23 protein-coding genes are annotated in these 24,113 nt (G+C 72.5%); 13 read left to right on the forward strand and 10 right to left on the reverse strand.

The annotated features are described in order from the left end of the window. The first annotated feature begins 17 nt into the window (after positions 1–17). From ABZW11_RS27025 to ABZW11_RS27045, 5 genes are read left to right on the forward strand one after another with little or no spacing between them, the layout of a single operon-like run. On the forward strand, positions 18–1,343 hold the full coding sequence (locus ABZW11_RS27025; RefSeq protein ID WP_355422483.1) for an ABC transporter substrate-binding protein: 1,326 nt from the start codon (positions 18–20) through the stop codon (positions 1,341–1,343). A 10-nt stretch (positions 1,344–1,353) separates the two neighbouring features. Beyond that, positions 1,354–2,283, forward strand: a complete 930-nt coding sequence (locus ABZW11_RS27030) for a sugar ABC transporter permease (protein WP_355422486.1) — start codon at positions 1,354–1,356, stop codon at positions 2,281–2,283. Continuing rightward, positions 2,280–3,188 (forward strand): carbohydrate ABC transporter permease, encoded by a 909-nt coding sequence (locus ABZW11_RS27035; protein ID WP_355422489.1) that lies wholly within the window; start codon positions 2,280–2,282, stop codon positions 3,186–3,188. Before ABZW11_RS27030 ends, ABZW11_RS27035 begins: the two co-directional genes overlap by 4 nt. Next, complete coding sequence (locus ABZW11_RS27040; RefSeq protein WP_355422492.1) at positions 3,185–4,447, forward strand: 6-phospho-beta-glucosidase; 1,263 nt, start codon at positions 3,185–3,187, stop codon at positions 4,445–4,447. The genes ABZW11_RS27035 and ABZW11_RS27040 overlap by 4 nt, the downstream gene beginning before the upstream one ends. Then, a complete protein-coding gene (locus ABZW11_RS27045; RefSeq protein ID WP_355422494.1) occupies positions 4,444–5,412 on the forward strand; it encodes a BadF/BadG/BcrA/BcrD ATPase family protein in 969 nt (322 codons plus the stop codon). Before ABZW11_RS27040 ends, ABZW11_RS27045 begins: the two co-directional genes overlap by 4 nt. Positions 5,413–5,418: 6 nt before the next feature. Here ABZW11_RS27045 and ABZW11_RS27050 read toward each other — a convergent pair whose 3' ends face one another. The 6 genes from ABZW11_RS27050 to ABZW11_RS27075 all read right to left on the reverse strand — a co-directional run bounded on the left by ABZW11_RS27050 (position 5,419) and on the right by ABZW11_RS27075 (position 12,708). Then, complete coding sequence (locus ABZW11_RS27050; protein ID WP_355422497.1) at positions 5,419–5,892, reverse strand: Lrp/AsnC family transcriptional regulator; 474 nt, start codon at positions 5,890–5,892, stop codon at positions 5,419–5,421. A 23-nt stretch (positions 5,893–5,915) separates the two neighbouring features. Further along, complete coding sequence (locus ABZW11_RS27055; RefSeq protein WP_355422499.1) at positions 5,916–6,509, reverse strand: ATP/GTP-binding protein; 594 nt, start codon at positions 6,507–6,509, stop codon at positions 5,916–5,918. Positions 6,510–6,767: 258 nt separating this feature from the next. Then, entirely contained in the window at positions 6,768–7,634 is an 867-nt protein-coding gene (locus ABZW11_RS27060; RefSeq protein ID WP_355422502.1) for a terpene synthase family protein, read from the reverse strand. A gap of 87 nt (positions 7,635–7,721) precedes the next feature. Continuing rightward, complete coding sequence (locus ABZW11_RS27065; RefSeq protein ID WP_355422505.1) at positions 7,722–10,763, reverse strand: LuxR family transcriptional regulator; 3,042 nt, start codon at positions 10,761–10,763, stop codon at positions 7,722–7,724. Between the two features lie 65 nt (positions 10,764–10,828). After that, a complete protein-coding gene (locus tag ABZW11_RS27070; RefSeq protein ID WP_355422508.1) occupies positions 10,829–11,593 on the reverse strand; it encodes a protein phosphatase 2C domain-containing protein in 765 nt (254 codons plus the stop codon). 5 nt (positions 11,594–11,598) lie between these two features. Continuing rightward, entirely contained in the window at positions 11,599–12,708 is a 1,110-nt protein-coding gene (locus tag ABZW11_RS27075; protein ID WP_355422510.1) for a Xaa-Pro peptidase family protein, read from the reverse strand. 142 nt (positions 12,709–12,850) lie between these two features. Here ABZW11_RS27075 and ABZW11_RS27080 point away from each other — a divergent pair, with 142 nt between their 5' ends. Together ABZW11_RS27080 and ABZW11_RS27085 are read left to right on the forward strand one after the other, a co-directional pair. Next, entirely contained in the window at positions 12,851–14,047 is a 1,197-nt protein-coding gene (locus tag ABZW11_RS27080) for a SpoIIE family protein phosphatase (RefSeq protein ID WP_355422513.1), read from the forward strand. A gap of 61 nt (positions 14,048–14,108) precedes the next feature. Continuing rightward, the gene (locus ABZW11_RS27085) at positions 14,109–15,002 is read left to right on the forward strand and encodes a 5'-3' exonuclease (RefSeq protein WP_355422619.1); all 894 of its coding nucleotides are present in this window, start codon (positions 14,109–14,111) and stop codon (positions 15,000–15,002) included. A 24-nt stretch (positions 15,003–15,026) separates the two neighbouring features. On the opposite strand, the gene menD is transcribed toward ABZW11_RS27085, so the two are convergent. Further along, positions 15,027–16,688 (reverse strand): 2-succinyl-5-enolpyruvyl-6-hydroxy-3-cyclohexene-1-carboxylic-acid synthase, encoded by a 1,662-nt coding sequence (menD, locus tag ABZW11_RS27090; protein WP_355422516.1) that lies wholly within the window; start codon positions 16,686–16,688, stop codon positions 15,027–15,029. A gap of 381 nt (positions 16,689–17,069) precedes the next feature. Here menD and ABZW11_RS27095 point away from each other — a divergent pair, with 381 nt between their 5' ends. From ABZW11_RS27095 to ABZW11_RS27105, 3 genes are all read left to right on the forward strand, one after another. Then, the gene (locus ABZW11_RS27095) at positions 17,070–18,218 is read left to right on the forward strand and encodes an AMP-binding protein (RefSeq protein ID WP_355422518.1); all 1,149 of its coding nucleotides are present in this window, start codon (positions 17,070–17,072) and stop codon (positions 18,216–18,218) included. A gap of 44 nt (positions 18,219–18,262) precedes the next feature. Then, on the forward strand, positions 18,263–18,634 hold the full coding sequence (locus tag ABZW11_RS27100; protein WP_355422521.1) for a hypothetical protein: 372 nt from the start codon (positions 18,263–18,265) through the stop codon (positions 18,632–18,634). Between the two features lie 177 nt (positions 18,635–18,811). Then, positions 18,812–20,179 (forward strand): RNA polymerase sigma factor, encoded by a 1,368-nt coding sequence (locus tag ABZW11_RS27105; protein ID WP_355422524.1) that lies wholly within the window; start codon positions 18,812–18,814, stop codon positions 20,177–20,179. A 173-nt stretch (positions 20,180–20,352) separates the two neighbouring features. Here ABZW11_RS27105 and ABZW11_RS27110 read toward each other — a convergent pair whose 3' ends face one another. Next, on the reverse strand, positions 20,353–20,730 hold the full coding sequence (locus ABZW11_RS27110; RefSeq protein ID WP_355422526.1) for a hypothetical protein: 378 nt from the start codon (positions 20,728–20,730) through the stop codon (positions 20,353–20,355). Between the two features lie 135 nt (positions 20,731–20,865). On the opposite strand from ABZW11_RS27110, the gene ABZW11_RS27115 reads away from it, so the two are divergent. Both ABZW11_RS27115 and ABZW11_RS27120 read left to right on the forward strand, forming a co-directional pair. Beyond that, positions 20,866–21,426: a TetR/AcrR family transcriptional regulator C-terminal domain-containing protein gene (locus ABZW11_RS27115; protein ID WP_355422528.1), complete on the forward strand. Its 561-nt coding sequence runs from the start codon at positions 20,866–20,868 to the stop codon at positions 21,424–21,426. 201 nt (positions 21,427–21,627) lie between these two features. Continuing rightward, positions 21,628–21,819: a DUF5999 family protein gene (locus tag ABZW11_RS27120; protein ID WP_043616949.1), complete on the forward strand. Its 192-nt coding sequence runs from the start codon at positions 21,628–21,630 to the stop codon at positions 21,817–21,819. 220 nt (positions 21,820–22,039) lie between these two features. On the opposite strand, the gene ABZW11_RS27125 is transcribed toward ABZW11_RS27120, so the two are convergent. Further along, positions 22,040–22,630, reverse strand: a complete 591-nt coding sequence (locus tag ABZW11_RS27125; protein WP_355422531.1) for an alpha/beta family hydrolase — start codon at positions 22,628–22,630, stop codon at positions 22,040–22,042. Positions 22,631–22,712: 82 nt separating this feature from the next. Here ABZW11_RS27125 and ABZW11_RS27130 point away from each other — a divergent pair, with 82 nt between their 5' ends. Next, positions 22,713–23,060 (forward strand): hypothetical protein, encoded by a 348-nt coding sequence (locus ABZW11_RS27130; protein ID WP_355422534.1) that lies wholly within the window; start codon positions 22,713–22,715, stop codon positions 23,058–23,060. Positions 23,061–23,213: 153 nt separating this feature from the next. Here the strand turns inward: ABZW11_RS27130 and ABZW11_RS27135 are convergent, their stop codons facing one another. Then, positions 23,214–24,023, reverse strand: a complete 810-nt coding sequence (locus tag ABZW11_RS27135) for a tetratricopeptide repeat protein (RefSeq protein WP_355422537.1) — start codon at positions 24,021–24,023, stop codon at positions 23,214–23,216. Between the last annotated feature and the right edge of the window lie 90 nt (positions 24,024–24,113).

Below are 24,113 nucleotides of genomic sequence, written 5' to 3' on the forward strand. Positions count from 1 at the left end.
GGCAGGAGGCACCCCCCGTGCGCTTCGTCCCTCTTGTGGTCGCCGCCGCCCTGGCGCTGACCGCGTGCACCGCCGGTAAGGAGGCGGGCCCGTCGCTCGGCGCCCGTCCTTCGAGCTCCGCTTCCCAGGCCCTTTCCCCCGCCACGCTGGAGCTGTGGCACGGCTTCTCGACCGACGCCGAGGTCAAGGCGTTCGAGGACGCCATCGCCGGCTTCAGGAAGAAGTTCCCGCAGATCACCGTCAAAGCCGTCAAGGGCGTCCAGGACGACCAGATCACCCAGGCCATCAGGGGCGGTGACGCGCCCGACGTGGCGGCCTCGTTCACCACCGACAACGTGGCACAGTGGTGCAGGTCGGGATCGTTCCAGGACCTTACGCCGGTCATCGAGCAGGACGGCGTGGACCTGTCGGTGCTGCCCGCCGCCGCGCGGTCCTACACCGCCTACGAGGGCAGGCAGTGCACGCTGCCGCTGCTCGCCGACGCGTACGGCCTCTACTACAACAAGGCCCTGATGAAGGGCGAGCAGCCGCCGAAGACGCTGAGCGAGCTGACCGCGCTGGCCAAGAAGCTGACCGTGCGCGACGACAAGGGCGAGATCAAGGTCGCCGGGTTCATCCCGAGCGTCCAGTACTACGAGAACAGCATGAGCCACCTCGGCCCGATGGTCGGCGCGAAGTGGTACAACGACGACGGCACCTCGGCCATCGGCTCCGACCCGGCCTGGAAGAAGCTGCTGACCTGGCAGAAGGAGCTGGTCGACTGGTACGGCCACGACAAGCTCGACCGCTTCCGCAAGGGACTCGGCGACGAGTGGAGCGCCGAGCACCCCTTCTACAAGGGCAAGGTCGCGATGGTGCTGGACGGCGAGTGGCGCAACGCCATGATCGCCGATGAGGCGAAGGACCTCGACTACGGCACCGCTCCCCTTCCGGTCGCCGACGACCGCCCCGACCTGTACGGCAGCGGCTTCACCGCCGGCACGGTCATCGGGGTGCCGAAGGGCGCCGAGCACCCGCAGCACGCCTGGGAGCTGGTCAAGCACCTGACGATGGACACCGAGTCGCTGGTGACGCTGTCGAACGCGCTGCGCAACGTCCCCACGACCAAGGCGTCGATGGAGTCGCCCGATCTGGCCAAGGACCCGAACTTCGCCACCTTCCTCGGCGTCTTCGCCCACCCGAAGACCACGACCCTGCCCGCGAACGTCAACAGCGTCTTCAACCAAGAGGCGTTCTCCTCCTTCGCCGTCAAGTGGGAGAAGGGCGACGTACCGGACCTGGACGCCGGGCTCAAGGGCGTGGACAAGGCCATCGACGACAAGCTGAAGCTGTCCGGGGGCTGAGGTGGCCGCCGTGACCTCCGTACCGCTGCGGCGGCGGCACGGCGAGGGACTGCGCGCGCTGGTGTGGCTCGCGCCGTGGCTCGCCGGTGTGTCGATCTTCTTCGTCTATCCGCTGCTGTCGACGGTGTACTTCTCCTTCCACCGCTACGACCTCTACACGCTTGAGTTCATCGGCCTGGACAACTGGCGTTACCTGCTGGAGGATCCGCGGGTGCCGACGTCGGCGGCCAACACGCTGTGGCTGGTGCTCATCATGGTCCCCGCGACCGTGCTGTTCGCGCTGGCGCTGGCCCAGCTCGTGGTGCGGCTCAAGGCGGGCACCGGCCTGTTCAGGACGATCTTCTACCTGCCCTCGCTGGTGCCCATGGCGGCCGGGACGATCACGTTCGTGTTCCTGCTGAACCCCTCGACAGGGCCGATGAACCAGGTGCTGGCCGTCTTCGGGATCGAGGGGCCCGACTGGTTCGGCGACCCCGGCTGGGCCAAGCCGAGCCTGACGCTGCTGTCGCTGTGGGGCTGCGGCCAGCTCGCCGTGATCTTCATGGCGGCGCTGCTGGACGTCCCCAGGCACCTGTACGAGGCGGCCGCCATCGACGGCGCCGGCCCCTGGCGGCAGTTCCGCAGCGTGACCCTGCCGACGATCGCGCCCGTGCTGATGTTCGCCCTGGTCACGAACGTCATCTACGCCCTGCAGTACTTCAGCCAGGCGATGATCGCCTCCCGGGTCGCCTCGGGCGCGACCGACTCGCCCGGCAGCTCGTTCACCCCCGGCTATCCGGACGAGTCGCTGCTCACGCTGCCGCAGTGGCTCTTCCACGCCGGGTTCCGCGACTACACCATGGGCTACGCCTGCGTGCTCGCGCTGCTGCTGTTCGCCACGTCGATGATCTTCACGCTGATCCTGCTGCGGCACTTCCGCCGGGCCGAGGAGGTGTCATGAGCGCGACCATGACCGCGCCGCCCCGCCCCGCGCCGGGGGGCCCGGGCGCGCCCGGCGCGCGCCGCGCCGGGCTCAGGGCGCGCCGGCGGCGGGTGCTGGTGTGGATCGCCACGCACGCGCTGGCCGTGGCGCTGGCGCTGATGTTCCTCGCCCCCATCGCCTTTATCGCGCTGACCGCGCTGATGACCGACGAGCAGGCGCTGACCAGCGACCTGTGGCCGCGCGAGTGGAACTGGGAGAACGTCGCGCTGGTCTTCGAGAAGTCGATGCTGCTGCGCTGGGCGGGCAACACGCTGCTGTACGCGGCGCTCGGCACGCTGTTCACCGTGGTGTCGTCGGTGCCGGTGGCCTACGCACTGGCCAGGTTCCGCTTCCGCGGCAGGCGGGCGGCGTTCCTGCTGGTCGTCACCACCATGATGCTGCCGCCACAGGTCGTCGCGGTGCCGGTCTATCTGGTGTGGGCGCGGCTCGGGCTGACCGACGGCCTGTGGCCGCTGATCCTGCCGCTGCTGCTCGGCGACGCGTTCTCGATCTTCCTGCTGCGGCAGTTCCTGCTCACCATCCCGCGCGACTACACCGACGCGGCCAGGGTGGACGGCTGCTCCGACCTCAGGACGCTGCTGCGGGTCATCCTGCCGATGGCCCGCCCCGCCGTGGCGGCGGTCGCGCTGTTCCAGTTCTTCTACTGCTGGAACGACTATTACGGCCCGCTGCTGTACGCCGGCGTCGAGCAGGAGAGCCTGACGCTGTCGCTCGGCCTGGCCACGTTCAAGGCGTTCCACAGCGTGCAGTGGAACCTCACCATGGCGGCCACCCTGCTGGTGACCGCCCCGGTGATCATCGTGTTCTTCTTCGCCCAGCGGGTCTTCATCGAGGGCGTGACGTTGACGGGAGTGAAGGGTTGAGGATCGCCGTGGTCGGGGGCGGCTCGACGTACACACCGGAGCTGGTGGACGGGGTCGCGCGGCTGCGCGGCGAGCTGCCGGTGACGGAGCTGGCGCTGATCGACCCCGACGCGAAGCGGCTCGACCTGGTGGCGGGGGTCTCGCGGCGCATGCTGGCGCACGCGGGACACCCGGCGCGGGTGCTCGCCACGTCCTCGGTCGAGGAGGGCGTGGCGGGGGCGCGGGCGGTGCTGTTCCAGCTGCGGGTGGGCGGGCAGGCGGCCCGCGACGTGGACGAGACGCTGCCGCTGCGCTGCGGCTGCGTGGGGCAGGAGACGACGGGTGCGGGCGGGCTGGCCAAGGCGTTGCGCACGGTGCCGGTGGTGCTGGAGATCGCCGACGTCGTCCGCTCCGTCGCCCCCGACGCGTGGATCGTGGACTTCACGAACCCCGTCGGCATCGTCACCAGGGCGCTGCTGGACGCCGGGCACCGCGCGATCGGGCTGTGCAACGTGGCCATCGGCCTGCAGCGCCGCTTCGCCGCCTGGCTGGGCGCCGACCCCGCCCGCGTGTCGCTCGGGCACGTCGGGCTGAACCACCTCACCTGGGAACGTTCCGTGCTCCTCGACGGCGAGGACGTGCTGCCCGCGCTGCTGCGCGAGCACGGCGACGAGCTGGCGGAGAGCCTCGGCCTGCGCCCGGGACTGCTGCGGCGGCTCGGCGTCGTCCCCTCCTACTACCTGCGTTACTTCTACGCCCACGACGCCGTGGCGCGCGAGCAGCGCTCGAAGCCGTCGCGGGCGGCCGAGGTGGCGGACATGGAGGCGCGGCTGCTCGCCCTGTACGCCGACCCCGCCGTGGTCACCAAGCCCGAGCTGCTGTCCGAGCGCGGCGGCGCCTTCTACTCCGAGGCGGCGGTGGCGCTGATCGCCTCGCTGCTCGGCGACCGGGGCGACACGCAGGTGGTGAACGTGCGCAACGACGGGACGCTGCCGTTCCTCGGCGACGAGGCGGTGATCGAGGTGCCCGCCGCCGTCACCGCCTCCGGGGCCGTGCCGCTGCCGGTCGCGCCGGTCGAGCCGCTGTTGGCCGGGCTGATCGCGCACGTGTCGGCGTACGAGACGCTGGCCCTGGACGCGGCCCTGCACGGCGGCGCGGACCGCGTGCGTGACGCGCTGCTCGCCCATCCGCTCATCGGGCAGGACGAGACCGCGGAGGAGCTGGCCGGGCTGCTGCTGGCGGCCAACCGCGCACACCTGCCCTGGGCGGCGTCCCGGTGAGCCGGCTCGTGCTGGCCGTGGACGGCGGCAACAGCAAGACCGACGTGGCCGTGGTGTCGGAGCACGGCGAGGTGCTGGGGGCGGGCCGCGCGGGCGGGTTCGCGCCGCAGCGCGACGGCGTGGCGGCGGCCGTGGACGTGATCGCGGCGGCGCTGGCCGCGCTGCCCGCCGGGGTGCCGCGCGACGGGTACGCCCACGTGTCGGCCTGCCTGGCCGGGGCGGACCTGCCGGTCGAGGAGGAGGCGCTGGCCGCCGAGCTGGCCGCCAGGGGCCTGGGGGCGGACGTGGTGGTGCGCAACGACACGTTCGCGCTGCTGCGGGCCGGCGCGTCCGGGCCGTGGGGGGTGGCGGTGGTGTGCGGGGCCGGGATCAACGCCGTCGGCGTCGCGCCGTCCGGCGCGGTGGCCCGCCTGCCCGCGCTCGGGCGGCTCAGCGGCGACTGGGGCGGCGGGCAGGACCTCGGCGAGGAGGCGCTGTGGCACGCCGTACGCGCCGAGGACGGACGAGGCCGGCCCACCGCGCTGGCCCGCCTCGTCACCACGCACTTCGGCACGGCCACGGTCGAGGAGCTGGTGCTGGCCGTGCACTTCGGGCTGGTCGACGGCGACCGGCTGCACGAGCTCGCGCCCGGCCTGCTGGCGGCGGCCGGCGACGGCGACCCGGTGGCCAGGGAACTGGTCGAGCGGCAGGCCGAGGAGGTGACCGTGCTGGCCGAGGTGTGCCTGCGCCGGCTCGGGCTGCTGGAGAGGCCCGTGGAGGTGGTGCTCGGCGGCGGGCTGCTGACCGCGCGCGACCCGCTGATGACGAAGCTGCTGGAGGCGGGGTTCGCACTGCGGGCGCCGCACGCCGAGCCGGTGGTGGCCGACCGGCCGCCGGTCATGGGGGCGGCGCTGCTGGGCCTGGAACGGCTGGGCGCCGCCAAGGGGGCCTTGACGGCGCTGTCCACGGCCTACGGTCCTCGCTGAGGCCGGTCAGGCGCCTTCGGCGGCCATCGGCGCCTCGCCCGCGACGTCGGGGGCGCGGTGCTCGTAAGGGGTGCTGAGCACGACCGTGGTGCGGGTCGAGACGTTGGCCGAGGCGCGGATCTGCTGCAGCAGGTCCTCCAGCGCGACCGGCGAGGCCACCCGCACCTTGAGTATGTAGCTCTCGTCGCCGGCCACGCTGTGGCATGCCTCGATGGCCGTCAGGTGGGCCAGCCGCTCTGGGGCGTCGTCGGGCGCGGCCGGGTCGATCGGCTTGATGGACACGAACGCGGTCAGCGGCAGCCCCACCGCGTCGTGGTCGATGATCGCGGCGTATCCGCGGATCACACCGCGCTTCTCCAGGCGGCGTACGCGCTGGTGCACCGCCGAGACGGACAACCCGGTCTCCCTGGCCAGGTCGGTGAAGCTCATGCGGCCGTCACGGGCCAGCAGCGTGACGATGCGGCGGTCGATCTCCTCCATCGGTCAAAGGTAGCCGGTCATGGTCACGACATGGTCCCGACCGGAGACGCTCCCCTGCGCATCGCGTGCTCGACGAGCGTGATGAGCACCTCCTTGCCCGAATCGCGGCGGCGGGCGTCGCAGCGCACGATCGGGATGTCCGCCGCCAGGCCGATGGCCGAGCGCACGTCGCCGACGGTGAAGGGGCTGGTGCCCTCGAACTGGTTGAGCGCCACGACGAACGGCTGGTCGCGCTTCTCGAAGTAGTCGACGGCGGGGAAGCAGTCGTCGAGGCGGCGGGTGTCGGCCAGCACGACGGCGCCGAGCGCGCCCATGGCCAGCTCGTCCCAGACGAACCAGAACCGTTCCTGGCCCGGCGTACCGAACAGGTAGAGCATGTAGTCGTTGCGGATCGTGATGCGCCCGAAGTCCATCGCCACGGTGGTGGTGAGCTTGCGCTCCACGCCCGACAGGTCGTCGATGTGCGTGCCCACCTGGGTGAGCGCCTCTTCCGTGCGCAGTGGCCTGGTCTCGGAGACGGCACCGACCATGGTGGTCTTGCCCGCGCCGAAGCCCCCGGCGATCAAGATCTTGATCGCTGTCGGCAGCCGCCAACGGTCTGAGCGACCGAATTCCATCCAGCACCGCCCGTACAATTCCCGCGCATGCGCGACCCCGCCCCTGAGGTGCCGTGGTCAGTGGCACCTGTCAAGGAAAGCTGTGAAGGTCGATCCGCATGCCTGGCATCGAGACACCCTAGCAACGCCACATTTTCCACTCAAGCCGCAATCTTTTACAAGAATGAAAATGTCACAGTTTGTGACGGGACGCCCGCTTATTCGGCGATCTAACAGGCAAAGAGTCAAGTTTGTCTGTCATGTATTCAGACGAGTACTTTACGCTGGCGGGTGAAAGCCCGAAACGCCGGTGAATCCGGCGTGGAAGCCGAGCTGTCTGTGCAGGTAGAAGGCCGTGCGGGGGCTGTGGGCGCGTACCGGCTCTATCAGCTCCTGCGCCCTGCGGGCCAGCTCGGTCATCGCGGCCGTCACCTGCGAGCGCTCCACGCCGAGGGCGAGCACGTTCAGGTCGCCCCAGCTCAGGTCCCGCCGGTACGTCACGACGTCCCCGAGCAGGTGCAGGTAGCGCTGCACCTGCCGGCTGACCGCGCGCAGCTCCTCCAGGTGGGCCTTCGACCAGTCGTCGGCCGTGTAGATCCAGTGGCACAGGTCCACGAAGCAGGAGCCGCGGCTGTCGGCGTTCTCGACATAGTGGGCGAGCGAGGGCGTCGCGTGCGCGTCCCGCCAGGCCCAGGCCCGCGCCATGCCCTCCAGCATGCGGGCGAGCTGGTCGGCCCAGATGTCCTGCAGGTGGCCGAACTCCTTGACGGTGCCCAGCTCGTCGCGCAGGTCGGCGAGGAAGCGCGAGACCGCCGAGCGGGGCGCCGCACCCCCCGCGACGTCCAGGCACTCCTTCGCCAGGCGGTCGACGTGGGAGCGGGTGAGCGCGGCGTGGTCGACGATCCTGTCCACGGCGAGGACCCACAGGGCGGCCCGGTTGACGACCTTGAGCCGGTGGGCGCCGGCCCAGGGGGCGCTGAACGCGGTGGACAGCGTGAGGGCGTGGAAGAGGTCGGTGGTGAAAACGGCAGCGGGGAACAACCCGCCGTACATTTCGGCGCACCGCCGCAGATCTCTGCCGCATTCGGCGGCCATTGCGCACGTCTCGCCGAGCTCGAACGCCTCGTCCAGCTCGTCGCCCGGCATCCTAGGGCCGCTCGACCGGCTCGCGGATCATGCCCGACGACCCCCATTTCCCCTGGATATGCACCTGCCACGGCAATTGTTTCATGATCACGCGGTATCGATCAAGGTATCAGCTGCCTGGCCGGGCGGGCGCGTTCGCCTCTCCCCCAAGCCAGCCGCGTGAAGTTCGGCGGTCAGGGCGACGCGGGAGCCGATGCCGAGTTTCGTATAGATCTTGCCGATGTGGTACTCCACGGTCTTGACGCTGATGAGCAGCTTCCTGGCGATCTGCCGGTTCGTCAGCCCACCGGCCACCAGCATGGCCGTGCTCAGCTCCTGCGGGGTGAGCCCCAGCCGTACGGTGGCGGGCGGCTCCAGCCCGCACGCCTCCAGCTCGTGCGCACACCGCTCGGCCCGCGACCGCGCGCCGAGCCGCTGGAAGATCTCCCGAGCCGCCCCCAGCCGCTCGGCCGCCGCCCGCCGCCGCCCGGTCCTCCGCAGCAGCCGTCCCAGGTCGAGCAGCACCTTGCCCTCCTCGAACGGCCACACCCCCGCCGCCATCCCCAACGCCCGCGAGAACTCCGCTTCCGCCTCTTTTGGAACGTTCCCGGCCACGAGCATCAACCCCCGCAACCGCCCCACCTCAGCACCCACCCGACCTTCGTCCGCAGCAAGGACTTGCTCCGCCCCGCCCGGCCGGTCCTCGGCGCGGCGCCGGCCTGAGGCGGGCACGCGCTCCGTGCCGCCCGGCCGGCCCTGAGAGTGTCTCTCGTACGCGGCGAGCAGCCGCTCCGCCTCTTCCACCCGGCCGTCGGCGACGAGGGCCTCGATGCGTCCAGGCCGCGGGTCGGGCGTGAACAGCGCCCCGCACCCGGGGTCACCGCACTCGCCCTCCGGGAGCGTGCCCGCGCCGAGCGAGGCCAGGGCGAGCTCGGCCTGCCGCTCTCCCAGGGCGTGCCGCATCCCGCGGGCGGTCGTGGCGGCGGACGTGGCGTGCGCGAGCGCCCGTTCGTGCTCGCCCTTGGCCGCGAGCGGGGCCACACAGGCCACCTCCAGCAGGGGCAGCAGCCAGCGCTGGCCGAGCGCCGTGGCCTCGGCGAGAGCATCCTCGGCCGCGGCCACCGCCTCATCCCATCGCGCCATCCCGTGATCGGCGACGGCCAGCAATCCGGCGGCCAGCAGCCGATGCTGCGCCAAGGTCCCGGCCGCCCCCACCACCCGCCTGAGCGCACTCCCAGCCGCACCCACCGCTCCCTGCTGGAGCGACGCCACCGCACCGGCCAGCCCGTCGTCCGACGCCAGGCCTGCCTCGGGCGACGCGACGCATGGGAGGGCCTGGGCCAGAGCCATGACGTCGTGAGGGCGGGCGGCCGGGCTCTGGATGGGCTGGTCGATCGACCGGCGGGCCCATGTCACCGCCTCCACGGGGTCGCCTGTCACCAGGTGCAGCCAGGCCAGTTGCTCGGCGACGTCGGCGGCGTGCCCCGGCTCGGCGTGCCGCCACGCCTCGGACAGCAGCTCGTACGCCGCCTCGAAGCGCCCGGCGGCCAGGGCGAGCCGGCCCAGCACGTACCGGCGGGCGGGGCGCGGGTCGGTGTTGCGCGCGGCGGCGAGCCGGGCGGCGTGCAGCACGTCGCCGCCGATGAGCACATGTTCCAGGACGGCCGTACGCCGCTCGTCGCGCCTCCCGGCCGGCTCGGTGAGCCCGGCGGCCAGGTCGAGATGGGCGGCGGCCTCCCGCCAGAGCCCGTGCTGCGCGGCCTTGCCGGCGAACCCCGCCAGTTCCTCGGCCAGCTCCCCGTCCGGCCCGAACGCGGCGGCGGCGCGATGCCGCAACGCCGCACCGGTGTCGTCGGCCGCCCCTGCGGCTGCCAGGTGCAGGCGGGCCCTGGCGACAGGCCCGATGCCGTCGTAGGCCGCCGCCCTGGCGAGCGGCTCCGGGAAGTCGACCAGCCGCCCACCCACCTCCCGCAGCAGCCCGGCGGCCACGGCCTCCTCCAGAGCCTCCAGCGGCACACCGACACCCCCAGCGCCGCCGTCGGCCACAGGTTCAGCCACAGTCCCAGCCACAGTCCCAGCCACAGTCCCAGCCACGGTCGCGGCCACGTGCAGCGGTGTCGGCCCGCCCAGCACCGCGCACGCCGCCACCAGCCGCGCGGTGTCGGGCCCGCAGGCGCGCAGCCGCCGCTCGAAGCCCCTGCGGTACGTCACCGGCGCAGACAACCGCGCCCCGGGATCGTCCAGCATGCCGTGGGGCAGCGTGCCCAGCAACTCACTGACGTGCAGCGGATTGCCCAGGGTGTGCTCCCACAACCGCCGCACCGCCCCCGCCCCGAGCCGCTCCGACGGGCGGCTGCGCTCAGGGACCGCACCCGCGCTCGCCCCGGCCTCCGGCCACGAGAGCAGGGCGGCGAGGGCGTCGGGCGTCAGGCCCCCGAGGGTCAGGCGCAGGGTGGAGTCGCCGGTGAGCGACCGGCGCAGCCCCTCAGGCAGCCACGGGTCGGAAACATCGCGACACGCGACGATGACGAGGACCCGTCCCGCCCGCAGGCGCCGCAGCACGTACGCGAGAGCCCGCAACGACGCCCGATCAACCCACTGCGCGTCGTCCACGACCACGACGCACCCCCGCTCGGCCACCCGCGAAAGAGCCGCGCACACCATCTCCCCGGCGGCACCTGCACCGCAGCGCCCAGAGCCAGGAGTCCTGGTACGGCCCGCACGGAAACGGTCCTGAGGAGCGACGACGCCCGCGCCGGCGAGCGCGGCAAGGGCCGCCCCGCCCTCGAAGGCACCCGCATCGAGCGGCCCGACGCCCAAAACGTGAGCGGCCTCATACGCGAGTTGGCGCACGACGCCGAGCCGGAGCCCGCGTTCGCCCTCGGCACCGCTCACCGCCAGCGTGCTGACGCTCACCGCGCTGCTCACCGCCGGCGCGCCGACGCCCTCGGCGCCGCTCACCGCCGGCGTGCTGATGCCCTTCGCGCCCGCCTCCCCGCCAGGCGCCGAAGAACGCAGGGCCTCGTGGATGAGCGCGGTCTTGCCGATCCCCTCCGGCCCTTCGACGGCCACGATCCTGACGGCCCCCGCAAGGGCCGCCTGCAGCTCCCCGCGCAGGAGGGCGAGCTCCCGCGTCCTGCCGACGAACATGCGAACTCCCTCCGCCGCCCTCGCCATCCCAGAGCGGCGGTGCGAGCACCTGATACACCACGTCATCAGGCGGGCCGGCGCAGCAGCCCCCAGGCGGCGGTGGCGTCGTCGTGGCGCTTCCCGCGTACGGGTCCCCGCTCGCTCTCCAGCGCCCGTACGGCGGCGATCACCGCGTCCGGTCCCCGCCCGGCGAGCAGGCCGAGCACGGTCTCCCAGCGCCACCCGTACCAGTCGACGAGCCGGGACACCCCGTCGGTGAACACTCCGGCCCCGCGCACGTCGCGGGCGGGAAGGTCGCCGGTGACGCTCTGCCGGGCGGCCTCGGGCCTGGCGGCGGCGACCCAGAACCCGCCGGGCGCGTTGCGCAACCGGCGTACCAGCTCCACGCTGTACGGCCGCCCGCCGGGCAGCCGCTCGAGCCGGTCGTCCGACACCACCCGCACCCCGCCCCCGGCCAGGGAGAGCACGACCGGCGAGTCACCGAGCACGAGGTACTCCAGCCGCTCGCGCACCCGCACCAGCGCCACGGTGGCGGACGGGGAGTCGGGGTTGGCGAGGTCGCAGGAAGGAGCATGGGCGGCGGCGGTGGCCTCGATGGCGCGTTCCAGGACCACGGCGAGCGGATCAGGGGCGTCGCGGGACAGCCCGGCGGCCAGCGCCCCGCCGAGCCGCCCCACCAGCCAGGCGACGTCGTGCACGCACCCGCTGCCGACGCCGGGCGCGGCCGTGGCGCCGTCGAGCACGGCGATCCAGGACGGCCCGGCGACCACGAGGTCCTCGTTGGGACGCGCGGAGCCGGGCCTGGTGGCGTACGTGACCTGCTGGAACACGCCCGTCAGACGACGACCAGCTCGCGCGGCGTGTCGTTGAGCCGCTCGTAGCCGCCGTCGGTGCAGACCACGATGTCCTCGATGCGCGCGCCGTGGCGGCCGGGCAGGTAGATGCCGGGCTCGACGGAGAACGCGAACCCGGGCTCCATCGGCTCGCCGTTGCCGGCCACGATGTACGGCTCCTCGTGCGTCTCGATGCCGATGCCGTGCCCGGTGCGGTGGACGAAGTAGTCGCCGTAGCCGGCGGCGGCGATGACGTCGCGGGCGGCGGCGTCGATCGACTCGCACGACACGCCGGGCCGCACCGCGCGGCAGGCGGCGTCCTGGGCCTGGCGCAGCACCTCGTAGTAGGCGGCGAACTCGGCCGGAGGCTCGCCCACGCTGTACGTACGGGTGGAGTCGGAGCAGTAGCCGTTGTGCAGCGCGCCGCCGATGTCCACCACGACGGGCTCGCCGGCCTGGATGACCCGGTCGGACACGTCGTGGTGCGGGCTGGAGCCGTTGGGCCCGGAGGCGACGATGACGAAGTCGACGGTGGCGTGGCCGGAGGCGAGGATGGCCTCGGCGATGTCCCTGGCCACCTCGCGCTCGGTGCGCCCGGCGCGCAGCAGCCCGGGCACCTGCCGGTGCACGCCGTCGATGGCCTCGCCGGCCTGCCGCAGCGCCGCCACCTCGGCGGGCGACTTGCGCATCCGCAGCTCCCGCAGCACGCTGCCGGCCAGCACCTGCTCGGTGCCGGGCAGCGCCTCGCGGAAGCGCAGCGACGACATGGCCCACATGCGGTCGGCCAGCCCCACCTTGGCCGGGCGGCCGAGGCGGGCGGCGGCGATCGCGTACGGGTCGTCGGTCTCGTCCCACGCCACGAACTCCAGCCCCAGCCTGGACGCCGGCGACGCCTCGGCGGCGGGCAGCTCGAGACGGGGCACCATCATGTACGCCTCGCCCGAGGCCGGCACCACCAGGCACGTCAGCCTCTCCAGCGGCTTGGCGTCGTAGCCGCTGACGTAACGCAGGTCAGGCCCCGGCGTGAGCAGCAGGGCGTCGAGACCGGCTTTGGCGGTGGCCTCCTGGACGGCGGCGAGACGGGACACGGGATACAGATCTGAGGACGTCACAGGCCCAATCTACTCGTACGTGCACCGCCTAAAATCCGCGAAAAGGTCTCACCACGCCGCATCTCATGGCTACTCCACGTTCACGGTCGATCACGTATTGTGGGGCCAATTGTCCAGTTCCCTGCGCTTCGAGAGTGAGACCATGGTCGACGTCATAGGCGCGGCCGAGCTGCTCGGGCACGAGAGCGAGGCCGAGATGCTCGCCGTACGGCTGGCGCACGCCCAGCGGCTGGGCAACATGGGCTGGGCGGAGTGGCACCTGCACACGGGCGAGACGACCTGGTCCGAGCAGGTCTACGTGATCTTCGGCCGCGACCCCGACGACGGTCCCATCGCACTGCCCGACCTGGCCGAGCACGTCGATCCCGCCGACGTGGCCACGCTCGACCGGCTGCTGTGGTCGGTGGTGCAGGGCGTCGAGCCGGTGCAGGCCGAGTTCCGCATCCGCCGCGACGCCGGGGACGTACGGGACCTGCGCGTCGTGCTCGAACCGCTGCCCGGCCCCGGCGGCACGATCGGCATGCACGGCGTCATCCAGGACATCACCGGCCGCCGCCGCGCCGAGCGCATGGTCTCCGAGTCTCGCCGCCAGCTCCTGGAGGCCCGCGAGCAGGCGGCCGAGGAGCGGCACGTGATTCTGGCGCTGCGCGAGGCTATCCTGCCCGCGCCGGTCGGCTGCCTGGACCTGCCGCACACCAGGGTCGCCGTGCGGTACGTGCCCGCCGAGAAGACCGCGAACCTGGGCGGCGACTGGTTCGAGACCGCGCCCGCCCCCGACGGCCGGCTGCTGCTCACCATCGGCGACGTCTCAGGGCACGGCCTGCCGGCGATCTCCCGGATGGCCCAGCTCCGCCACGCCCTGGTCGGCCTGGCGATGACGGGGCAGGCCGCCAACCGGCTGCTCGACTGGCTGAACGAGCTGGTCATGCACCAGCTCAAGGACACCACCGCCACCGCGATCGTGGGCCATCTCGACCCGGCGACCCGGGTGTTCGCCTGGGGGCAGGCGGGGAACCTGGCGCCGATCCTGGTACGCGACGGGGTGGCCAGCCAGCTCGCCAAGCCCCGAGGGGTGCTGCTGGGGGCGGCGTCCGGCAGCCCGTACGAGCTGGCCACCACCCGGCTGCTGCCCGGCGACCTGCTGCTGATGTTCACCGACGGGCTGGTCGAGCGGCGGGTCCGCGACATCGACGTGGGCCTGGACCTGGTGCTGGCCGCCGCCCGCCGGCTGTCCGCCCACGACCTGGACGACGGCCTCGACGCCCTCCTGACCGACATCGGCGGCCCGAACCCGGAGGACGACGCCTGCCTCGTCGCCGTCGGCATCCTCGACGCCTGAACACCGGTGAGCTGGGGTGGGCCGGATGTCGGTGCGGGGTGGCAGCATGGGTCGCGTGCTGATGCTTCTGGACACCCCGTCCCTCTACTTCCGCGCCTTCCACGGCGTCCCCGAGTCGATCAAGGCTCCCGACGGGTCGCCCGTCAACGCCGTACGCGGGCTCATCGACATGATCGCCACCCTCGTCCGCCAACACGCGCCCGACCAGCTCGCGGCGACGATGGACGCCGACTGGCGGCCGGCGTTCAGGGTGGCGGCGATCCCCACGTACAAGGCGCACCGGGTGGCGCACGGCAACACGGAGGTGGTGCCAGAGGCGCTGGTGCCGCAGATCGCGGTCATCCAGGAGGTGCTCGACGCGCTCGGCATCGCCCGCCTCGAGTCGCCCGGCTACGAGGCAGACGACGTGATCGGCACGCTGACCGCCCAGGCCGGCGGCGCGGTCGACATCGTGACCGGCGACCGCGACCTGTTCCAGCTCGTCGACGACTCCCGCCCGGTCCGCGTCCTTTACACCGCGCGCGGCATCCGCAACCTGCAGATCGCGGACGAGGCGTTCGTCACGGCCAAATACGGCATCCCCGGCCGTTCCTACGCCGACTTCGCCACCCTGCGCGGCGACCCCAGTGACGGCCTGCCCGGCGTGTCCGGCGTCGGCGAGAAGACCGCCGCCGCGCTGATCACCCGGTTCGGCTCGCTCACCGGGCTGCTCGACGCGCTCGACGCGGGCGAGACCGACGGCTTCCCGGCCGGCAGCCGCACCCGCCTGGCCGCCGCCCGCGACTACCTGCGCGTCGCCCCGGCGGTGGTCGAGGTGGCCAAGGACGCGCCGCTGCCCGACGCCGACCTGACGCTGCCGTCCAAGCCCCGCGACGCGGAGGCCCTGGTCGCCCTGGCCGACCGCTGGGGCATCGACGGCCCGCTCAACCGCCTCCTCGACGCCCTCGCCAAGTGACCCGCCGAGGGGAGCGAGCGGGCCTCAGGAGCTGAGGAAGGCCCGCACGGCGTCCTGGGCGGCCTCGCGCAGGCGGGCGTGCACGAGCGCGTTCTCCTCCCGGTCCGTACGCACCTCCACGATGCGCGGCCCCTCCCCCCGCAGCGCCTTGGGCAGCTCACCGACGTCGGAGACGAGCGTGTACGGCGTGCCGGTGGCGGCCGCCACATACCCGAGATCCACTCCGTGCGGCGTGCCGAAGACCCGCTCGAACGGATCCCGCACCGCCGCCTGGGGCAGCAGCGAGAAGATGCCGCCCCCGTCGTTGTTGACCACGACCAGGCACAGGTCGGGCCGCGGCTCGCGGGGCCCGAGTATGAGCCCGTTCTGGTCGTGCAGGAACGACAGGTCGCCCATCAGCGCGTACGAGGGCCCGTTGTGCGCCAGCGCGGCCCCCATGGCGGTGGACACGAGCCCGTCGATGCCCGACGCGCCCCTGTTGGCCATGAACCGGATGCCTCGCCTGGGCCGCATCGCCTGGTCGAGGTCGCGGATCGGCATCGAGGACCCGCAGAACAGCAGGGCGCCGTTCGGCAGCGCGTCGACGAGGTCTCTGGCCAGGCGCGGCTCGCTGGTGCCGGTCAGGTCGAGCACCTCGTCCATGACCGACCTGACCGCGAGGTCGGCCTGCCGCCAGGCGTGCAGCCAGCTGTCGTCGCCGGAGGCGACCGGGATCTCCACGGCCTGCGCCACCTGGGTGGCCGAGCGGGTCGGGTCGGGCCAGCGGTCGAGGTCGTGCGCGACCACGATGTGCTCGCCCGCCCGCGCGAGCCACGACAGCAGCGGGCGCGACAGCCCTGGACGTCCGAGCGTCACCACGACGTCGGGCCGGTGGCTGTCGGCGAACTCGGGCGTGCCGAGCAGGTAGTGGTAGGTGGAGATGGCGTGGTCGCCGTAGCGGCCGCCGCCGCTGGGCTCCGACAGCACCGGCCAGCCCGCCATGCCGGCCGCGGCGACGTAGCGGCGCACGTTGGCGGCGCCGTCGCCGACCACGAGCACGCCGCGCCTGGTCGGCGGCAGGTGCAGGGCGATGGGCGGGGGCGCGACCCTGGCCCGTACCCACGGCCCGTTGGCGCCGCCGTCGAGCGGCTCGCACCACTGGGTGTCGCCGTCGGGGATCAGCGGCTCCCTGAAGGCCAGGTTGAGGTGGACGGGGCCGGGGTTGCCCGCCCCCGCGGCGCGCTGGTAGGCGCGGCAGGCCAGCGAACGCCAGTAGGCGACCTGGCCCGGACGGTCCTCGGGCACGCCGACCTCGGCGAACCAGCGGGTCGCGGAGCCGTACAGCTTGAGCTGGTCGATCGTCTGGTTGGCGCCGGTGCCGCGCAGCTCGGGCGGGCGGTCGGCGGTCAGCACGAGCAACGGCACGCCCGACTCGGCGGCCTCGACGACGGCCGGGTGGAAGTTCACGGCGGCGGTGCCGGACGAGCAGATGAGCGCGACCGGCCGCTCTGAGCGCTTGGCGAGCCCCAGCGCCAGGAACGACGCCGAGCGCTCGTCGATGCGGACGTGCAGGCGCACCCGCGACTCGGCGTGCAGTGCCATGGCCAGCGGTGCCGAACGCGAGCCTGGCGCCAGCACCACGTCGGTCAGGCCGCAGCGCACCAGCTCATCGACCAGCACCGTGGCCAGCGCGGTAGCGGGGTTCAACGGGACGCCTCCTGCTTCCGGCGGAGCCACTGGGGAGATTCAAACTCAAATGACGACAAATCACGAAATTTCACCGAGGAACGGCGAACCGCCCGTAACCCCGCCGCCACCCACCACGGCACCCGGCACCAGCCGATCCGCCCGGAAAGCAGCGTGCGTGCCGGCGCAGCGGACCTGAGGGACCGGCAGGAAAGCAGCGTGCGCGCCGGCGCACCGGAACTGAGGGACCGGCCGGGAAGCCGCGTGCGTGCCGGGATCGGCGACGGCAGGTGGGGCCTGACGGTCTGCCCGGGAAGCCGCGCGGTCCGGCAGACCACGGGGGAACGCGTCACGACCCTCCCTGCACCTGCTGTCCGACCTGTCGCCATTAACCTTACGAGCATGTGGAGGAACCCGTCGCATCCGGACCGTCCGCTGCATGCCATCGTGCAGCCTCCGGGACCTGCTCTCTTCGCGGCGATCCGCGCCGCGCTGACGGGCGACGGGCCCGCCGTGCTCCCGCTCGTCCCCGGCCACGAGGGGCCCGCCATCGAGGCGCTGCGGCCCACCCACGTCGGCGGCGTCCCCCGCGACGACGGCGCCGGGGTGCCGGACGACGTGGCGGTCGTGATCTCCACCAGCGGCAGCACGGGCGCCCCGAAGGGCGTGCTGCTCTCGGCCGCCGCCCTGCGCGCCTCGGCGACGGCCTCGCTGCGCCGCGTCGGGGCGGTCAAGGGCGAGCGCTGGCTGTGCTGCCTGCCCGTCGCCCACGTCTCCGGCCTCCAAGTCCTGGTACGCGCCCTGCTCTCCGGCAGCGAGCCGGTGATCCACTCCTCGTTCGACCCCCACGCGGTGCTGGACTCCGGCGCCGACCACGTCTCCATGGTCCCCACCCAGCTCCACCGGCTGGTCGAGATGGGGGCCGACCTGTCGGTGTTCAAGTCGATCGTGCTCGGCGGCGCCGCACCCCGTCCCGGCCTGCTCGACCGGTCGCGTGAGCTGGGCGCCCGGGTGGTGACGACGTACGGGAGCAGTGAGACCTCAGGCGGCTGCGTCTACGACGGACGGCCGCTCGACGGCGTCGACCTCAAGATCGGCGACGACGGCCTGATCAGGATCGCGGGCCCGGTGCTGTTCTCCGGCTACCGCTTCGACCGGCCGCCCGCCCCGCTCGACGGCGGCTGGTTCGTCACCTCCGACCTCGGCGAGCTGGCCGGCGGGCGGCTGCGCGTGCTGGGCCGCGCCGACGACGTCATCAACACCGGGGGCGAGAAGGTGGTGGCCGCCACGGTGACCGCCGTCCTGGCCGCCCACCCGGAGGTGGCCGACGCGGCCGTGATCGGCGTACCCGACCCTGAGTGGGGCGAGCTGGTCACCGCCGTCATCGTCCCCGCCGACCCCGGCGCGCCCCCCACACTTTCGCAATTGCGGGCATTCTGCCGCGATAGGCTGCCTCCTCACGCTGCCCCGCGCGACCTGCGGCTGATGTCCCGGCTGCCCCTGCTGCCGAACGGAAAGACCGATCTGGTACGCCTGAGGGCAGGAACCTGACGAGTTGCGGCTGCGTCATAGTGGGGGAGAAGGAAGGAGCCTTCATGGACCAGACCCGCAAGATGTGGGCATCCGCGGCCGTCGTCGGCGTCATCGTCGTCGGAGGTGCCTCTGTCGCGGCGGCCGCCTCGGCGGGCAAGCTCGACCAGGTCGCGAGGGAGACCCGAGCCGTGGTGGAGAAGGCGACACCGTCCGGCGAGCAGCCGCGTCCCGAGACCACCGACGGCGTCGTGGTCTCCACAGAGGTCAACCCCGACCCCCGCGAGGTGCTCAGATACTGGAGCGACCAGCGGATGGAGGACGCCCAGCCGATGCCGATGCCCGAGGTGGGCAAGCTGGAGACCAGTGACGCGGCGCCGGGCGGGCGCCGTTCCGGCGAGGTCGAGGCGGGAGAGATCGCCGGCCTGCCGGAATAAGACCAGGGTCGGGGCGGTTGGCTATGTGGGCGATCCGCCCCTTTTCACCCCGCATCACTGCGCACGGGAACAAATGACGGCGATTGGCGTTATTGATACTGGTGCGCCGTGCGGACGCGAACCCGCCCCACCACAACCTGCCTGATCGCTTCCACTCCGTACGGAGGAGGTGTCCTCATGCCCAGAACCGCCGTGGCGACCCCACCCGTAACTCTCGACCAGCTCATTGAACGAGGGCGAAACCAGGGTCACCTCTCTCTGGCGGAGCTGCGTGACGCTTTCGCCAAGGCCGGTATCAGCCCCTCTGAAGGCCGCACGATCCTGCGCGAACTCTCAGAGGCCGGCGTGAGCCTGGCCGCCGAGAACGAGCCGTCGCTCAGCACCATCGCCCCCACGCCCAAGAAGGCCACCACCAGGAAGAGCACCTCGCGGGCAAAGACTACCGGCCGTAAGGCCGGCGAGGCAAAAACCTCCGCGAAGACGCAGACGGCCCCCGAGCCCAAGCCGGAGCACATGGAGGACGTCCCCGAGGACGTCGCCATCAACGGTGCCGTCAACGCTGCCGTCAACGGTGCCGTCAACGGGGAGGACCACGACGCCGACAACGAGCCGCTCGACCTGGACGACACCGCGTCCGTCATGGGCGACTCGGTGCACACCTACCTCAAGTCCATCGGCCGCCGCACCCTGCTCACCGCCGCCCAGGAGGTCGAGCTGGCCCGGCGCATCGAGGCCGGCCTGTACGCCGAGTACAAGCTGGAGACCCAGCCCGACCTGCCCGAATCCATGCGCGAGGACCTCCACCTCGTCGTCGAGGACGGCAAGCAGGCCAAGGACCACATGCTGGAGGCCAACCTGCGCCTCGTGGTGTCGGTGGCCAAGAAGTACACCGACCGCGGCATGTCCCTGCTGGACGTCGTCCAGGAGGGCAACCTGGGCCTCATCAGGGCCGTCGAGAAGTTCGACTACACCAAGGGCTTCAAGTTCTCCACGTACGCGATGTGGTGGATCAGGCAGGCCATCCAGCGCGGCTTCGCCGACTCCGCCAGGACGATCCGGCTGCCCGTACACGTGCTGGAGATGCTGTCCAAGCTGTCGCGGGTCGAGCGTGACATGCACCAGCGCCTGGGCCGCGAGCCCACGCCGGAGGAGCTGGCCGTCGAGCTCGACAAGACGCCCGACCAGATCGAGGAACTGCTGCGTACCAGCCGGCAGCCCATCTCGCTCAACGCGACGATCGGCGAGGACGGCGAGACCACGATCGGCGACCTCATCGAGGACGTCGACTCCCCCGAGGCGTCGGAGATCGTCGACCGCCAGCTGCTGGGCGACCAGCTGCGCGGCGTGCTCGACAACCTCTCGCCGCGCGAGTCGAAGATCATGGCCCTGCGCTTCGGCCTCGTGGACGGCAAGCCGCACACCCTCGACGAGATCGGCAAGCACCTGGGACTGACCAGGGAGCGAATCCGCCAGCTCGAGAAGGAGTCGCTCTCCAAGCTCCGCCACCCCAGCAACACCCGCCCACTCCTGGACTGGGCAAGCTAGCACCACCCGCCCGGCTCGATCAGACGGACCGGCACCACCCGCCCGCTGCTTGATCGGGCGGGCTCAGCGAAGAGCCCCGGTGATCCACCGGGGCTCTTCGTCGTTCACGGCCCGCACCGTCGCCTGACGGAGCACCCGCCGCGGGCGGCGGAAGCGTCAGGGCCGTGGGAGAGTCAGCGGGCGGCGGGGACGCGCGACGGGACGCGCGGGATGCCCCAGAGGCGGTTCTCCTCGCGCAGCGTGCGCAGCCGGTTGACCTCGGCCGTCCACATGGCGCCCGCGGGCGTCGCCTTGGCCTTGCGCCGGGCGATGCGGTCGTCGTAGGCCTTCACCCCGAACGTGGCCCGCTGCCCCGCCTCGGCGGCACGCAGCGCCTCGGTCAGCGCGCGGTCGAAGGCCAGCCCCGCGGCACGCAGCTCCACCTCGTCGGCGTCGGCGGCCCGCAGCTCCTGCAGCGTGCGCTCGGCCTCCCTGGCCTTGCCGAGCAACTCGGGGAAGCTTTTGGCTATCTCCTGGTCCGCGTGGTAGCGAACCTCTGCCTCCCGGCTCACCCGCGGACGGAAAAACGCCATCGACCCGGCCCTTTCACGCTGTCGGTACTCGTTCAACCGCCAAGGGTACGCCGTCCCGCGACACGTGCGGAAATCGCCCCGGCGCCAGCGCCTTTACATAGTAAGATGATCACCATGCCCGCCAAGAGACCTCCGGTCCCCCTCTCCCGCGAGCGGATCATCGAGGCCGCGCTGCACATCGCCGACAGCCAGGGCCTGCGCCGCCTCACGATGCGCCGCCTGGGCGACGCGCTGCAGGTCGAGGCGATGGCCATCTATCACCACCTGCCCCGGGGCAAAGAGGCGCTGATGGACGCGCTGGCCGAGCACGTCACGGCCGTCCACGTCGAGCCCGGCCCGACCTGGCAGGAGACGGCCAAGGCGTGGTGCCGGGCGAGCAGGGAGCTGCTGCGCGACCATCCCGGCGTGCTGGCCCTCGCGCTCACCAAGCCGCCCAAGGGCGCCACCATGATCACGATCAGGGAGCAGATCGACCAGCTCACCGACGCGGGCCTGCCCGACGCCGCCGAGGCCGTACGCGCGCTGCGGGCCTTCGTCTTCGGCAGTGTGGCGGTCGAGGTGCAGCAGTCAGGCTGGGCGGACCCCGAAGTCGATGAATGGGTCAGGCGGGACGAAAGAGCCGATGTGGACTTCGAGCGCGGACTCGACGCTCTTCTCAAGGGTTTGCAAACGTGATGCGCGTGGCACGCTTGGCCGGTTATCCTGCATAAGGCACGCTGTGTCGAAGGTCACACGGTTCGGGGACCCTCCTGTAACAGTCCTAACGGACTATGTCGAAACGTGTGACTCAGGTCGCACACTTGCCAGCACAACTACCCGAGCCGGCTCCCGCCCCTCCATCACGGGAGCATCCCACGAGATATCGGAGGCACGCCGATGTGCCCGCACGACCCGGCCTGTCCGGATGCCGAGGCGCCGGACCGCGAAGCGGCCCGCACCCTCGCCAGCCACCCCGAACAGGGGTGGAGCCTGCTCTGCAACGGCGTCGTCCTGTTCGAGGACACCGGCGAGCTCCTGCCCAGCGGCACCGCCATCGCCCCGCACCGCCCTGTCGTAGGCGCGGCCTGACCTGAAGCCGGGCGCCGGGGCACGCCGCCCCCGGCACCACCGCCACCGGCCCGCCGAGGCGCGGCCGAACCCGCTGAGGCACGGCGACGAGCGGCCGGCCGAGTGACCACACCTCCCGGCCGCCACCCCGCCCTCACGGACAGCGAAACGAGCGCCCGACCCTCCGGCCTGGGCGCCGCCTCCGTCGAAGAATCAGCAGCCCGTACGTGGCTCCCGAGGGCTAGGCGTATCGGGTGATCCAGTGTGCGACGATCTCGCCCACCCGGGCGGGGTCCCGTTTCAGGTCGTGCCCCTCCCCCGGCAGCACCACCAGCCGGGTCGCGTCCGCCGCGTCGGGCACACCGAACGGGTCGCGGTCGCCGTTCACCACCAGCACGTCCACCCCGGCCGCACGCAGCTCGTCGGCGCGGGAACGTTCGGGCTTGCCCGGCGGGTGCAGCGGAAAGGCCAGCGCCACCACGGCGGCCGCGCCGACGGCCTTCGCCGTACGGCAGGCCACCCGCGCCCCGTTGCTCCGCCCGCCCTGCACGAGCGGCAGGTCCGGCAGGCGCTTGCGCAGCTCGTCCAGGACGACCTCCCACGCCTCGTCCTGCCGGGCGGGCGAGCCGGGCGCCCGCGCCCCCGCCACCCGGAACGCCTGCGTCACCCGGACCACCGTCGCCCCGGCCTCCAGCGCCGCCGAGCGCACGGCCAGCAGGTCGGGCGCGTCCACGGTGCCGGCCGAGCCGTGGGTCAGCACCAGCAGCAGCCGCGGGTCGCCGGCCTCGTCGATCTCGGCCAGCGCCGGCCCTCTCGGGGTCATCACCTGCATGGCAGCACCGTACCTGCGAAGGATCCCGCGCTAGCTCTCAGGTCGGATGACGGCGCGCCGAGATGGGAGCATCATGGATCTCATGCCAGACAAATCCCTCCGGGACGACTTGCAGGCCACGCTCGAAGCTCGTCGTGATCTGGGCCCGGAGTACGAGGCCGCGCTCATCGACGCGTTCGTCGAGCGCCTCGACGCCACCATCGCCCACCGCGTGCACGCCGAGCTCGAACGGCACGACGCCGTTCCCGGAGGGAAGCGGACCAGCCCGGCCGCGCCGATGGTCCCGATCGTCCTCGGCTCACTGGCCCTCGGCATCCCCCTGACCGGCGTCGCAGGCGCGACCGCGGGCGGCTATGGCCTGGTGGTCGCCTGGCTCGCGATCGTCGTCGTCAACGTGGCAGCCGCCGCAGCCGTCATGCGCCGCCGCTGACCATGCCCGTGACCGGGCCGCTGCTCAAGCGCCACCGAACGCCGCAACCAGACCGGGGCCGCACGCCGCGCATCCTCCGCCGCTGAGCCGCCCGTTACCGGACGCGGGGGTCGCGGTCGTCGGGCGGCGAGCCTGAGCCGCTCTCAGCGGGGATCAGGTGTCGCGGTGGTAGCGGAGGCGGACTTCGGCGGCGAGGGCCTCGTTCTCGTGTTCCAGCCCGTACGTCCACACCCGGTCGGCGTCGTCCGCCCGCCCGCGCAACGGCAGTGTGCGGGCCAGGAGCTCGATGGCGAGGGCGCTGGTCTGGGCGTCGGCGCCGCCTTCGACGCTCTCGGCGAACTCCGCGCAGGCGAGCTCCAGATGCGCGATGCCGAGTTGCACCCGCAGCCCCGGCACCTCGTCCTCAGGCGCGAACTCCAGGGCGTCCAGCAGCACCTCGGCCGCCGCCCCAGGCTCTCCGTGCTCGACCATCAGGTCGGCGAGCCGCTGGGCGGCGTGCGCACCTACCCTCTCGTCCCCCGCCTGCATGCCGGCTTCCATGGCCGCGCGCAGCTCCTTCTCGGCCTCCTCCAGGTTGCCGTCGCGGACGGCGAGCCGGGCCAGGGCGAGGTGGGCGAGCGGCACGTACGCGGGCGTGCCGACCCCCAGCACGGCCTGCCAGGCGGCCCTGGCCTGCTCGTCGCGCTCCTCGCGCTCGAACCCCTGGGCGAGGTGGCAGGCGGCCTGGGCGGCGTATTCGGGATGGCCGGTGGCCAGCGCGGTCCTGGCGGCCTTCCTGGCGGCCTCGACGTCGCCGCGCTGCTCCAGCACGACGGCGAGGCCCACGGCGGCCTGAGCCCTGTCGGGCTCGTCGGGGTCGCCGGCCAGCTCGCCGAGGATGGCCGCCGCGGCGTCGAGGTCGCCGCGTTCGGCCAGGCGGCGGGCGGTGTCGAGAGGTGAGGTCTCCAGCTCTGAGGACGTCAACGGAGCTCCTTGTGGGGACGGTCGCCCTGAGCCTAACGACTTCGAGCGATCATGTCTGCTCACTTGACGCCCTGCGCATGGCGGGCGGGT

The sequence above is a fragment of the Nonomuraea sp. NPDC004580 genome, assembly GCF_040609855.1.
GTDB classification, from domain to species: Bacteria; Actinomycetota; Actinomycetes; order Streptosporangiales; family Streptosporangiaceae; genus Nonomuraea; species Nonomuraea salmonea.

Bases quoted from the DNA above. Each gene is read 5' to 3' on its own strand.
- ABZW11_RS27035 (WP_355422489.1), top strand. From the start codon at position 2,280: ATGAGCGCGACCATGACCGCGCCGCCCCGCCCCGCGCCGGGGGGCCCG.
- ABZW11_RS27050 (WP_355422497.1), bottom strand. From the start codon at position 5,892: ATGGAGGAGATCGACCGCCGCATCGTCACGCTGCTGGCCCGTGACGGC.
- ABZW11_RS27055 (WP_355422499.1), bottom strand. From the start codon at position 6,509: ATGGAATTCGGTCGCTCAGACCGTTGGCGGCTGCCGACAGCGATCAAG.
- ABZW11_RS27060 (WP_355422502.1), bottom strand. From the start codon at position 7,634: ATGCCGGGCGACGAGCTGGACGAGGCGTTCGAGCTCGGCGAGACGTGC.
- ABZW11_RS27065 (WP_355422505.1), bottom strand. From the start codon at position 10,763: ATGTTCGTCGGCAGGACGCGGGAGCTCGCCCTCCTGCGCGGGGAGCTG.
- ABZW11_RS27080 (WP_355422513.1), top strand. From the start codon at position 12,851: ATGGTCGACGTCATAGGCGCGGCCGAGCTGCTCGGGCACGAGAGCGAG.
- ABZW11_RS27085 (WP_355422619.1), top strand. From the start codon at position 14,109: ATGCTTCTGGACACCCCGTCCCTCTACTTCCGCGCCTTCCACGGCGTC.
- ABZW11_RS27095 (WP_355422518.1), top strand. From the start codon at position 17,070: ATGTGGAGGAACCCGTCGCATCCGGACCGTCCGCTGCATGCCATCGTG.
- ABZW11_RS27100 (WP_355422521.1), top strand. From the start codon at position 18,263: ATGGACCAGACCCGCAAGATGTGGGCATCCGCGGCCGTCGTCGGCGTC.
- ABZW11_RS27105 (WP_355422524.1), top strand. From the start codon at position 18,812: ATGCCCAGAACCGCCGTGGCGACCCCACCCGTAACTCTCGACCAGCTC.
- ABZW11_RS27115 (WP_355422528.1), top strand. From the start codon at position 20,866: ATGCCCGCCAAGAGACCTCCGGTCCCCCTCTCCCGCGAGCGGATCATC.
- ABZW11_RS27120 (WP_043616949.1), top strand. From the start codon at position 21,628: ATGTGCCCGCACGACCCGGCCTGTCCGGATGCCGAGGCGCCGGACCGC.
- ABZW11_RS27125 (WP_355422531.1), bottom strand. From the start codon at position 22,630: ATGCAGGTGATGACCCCGAGAGGGCCGGCGCTGGCCGAGATCGACGAG.
- ABZW11_RS27130 (WP_355422534.1), top strand. From the start codon at position 22,713: ATGCCAGACAAATCCCTCCGGGACGACTTGCAGGCCACGCTCGAAGCT.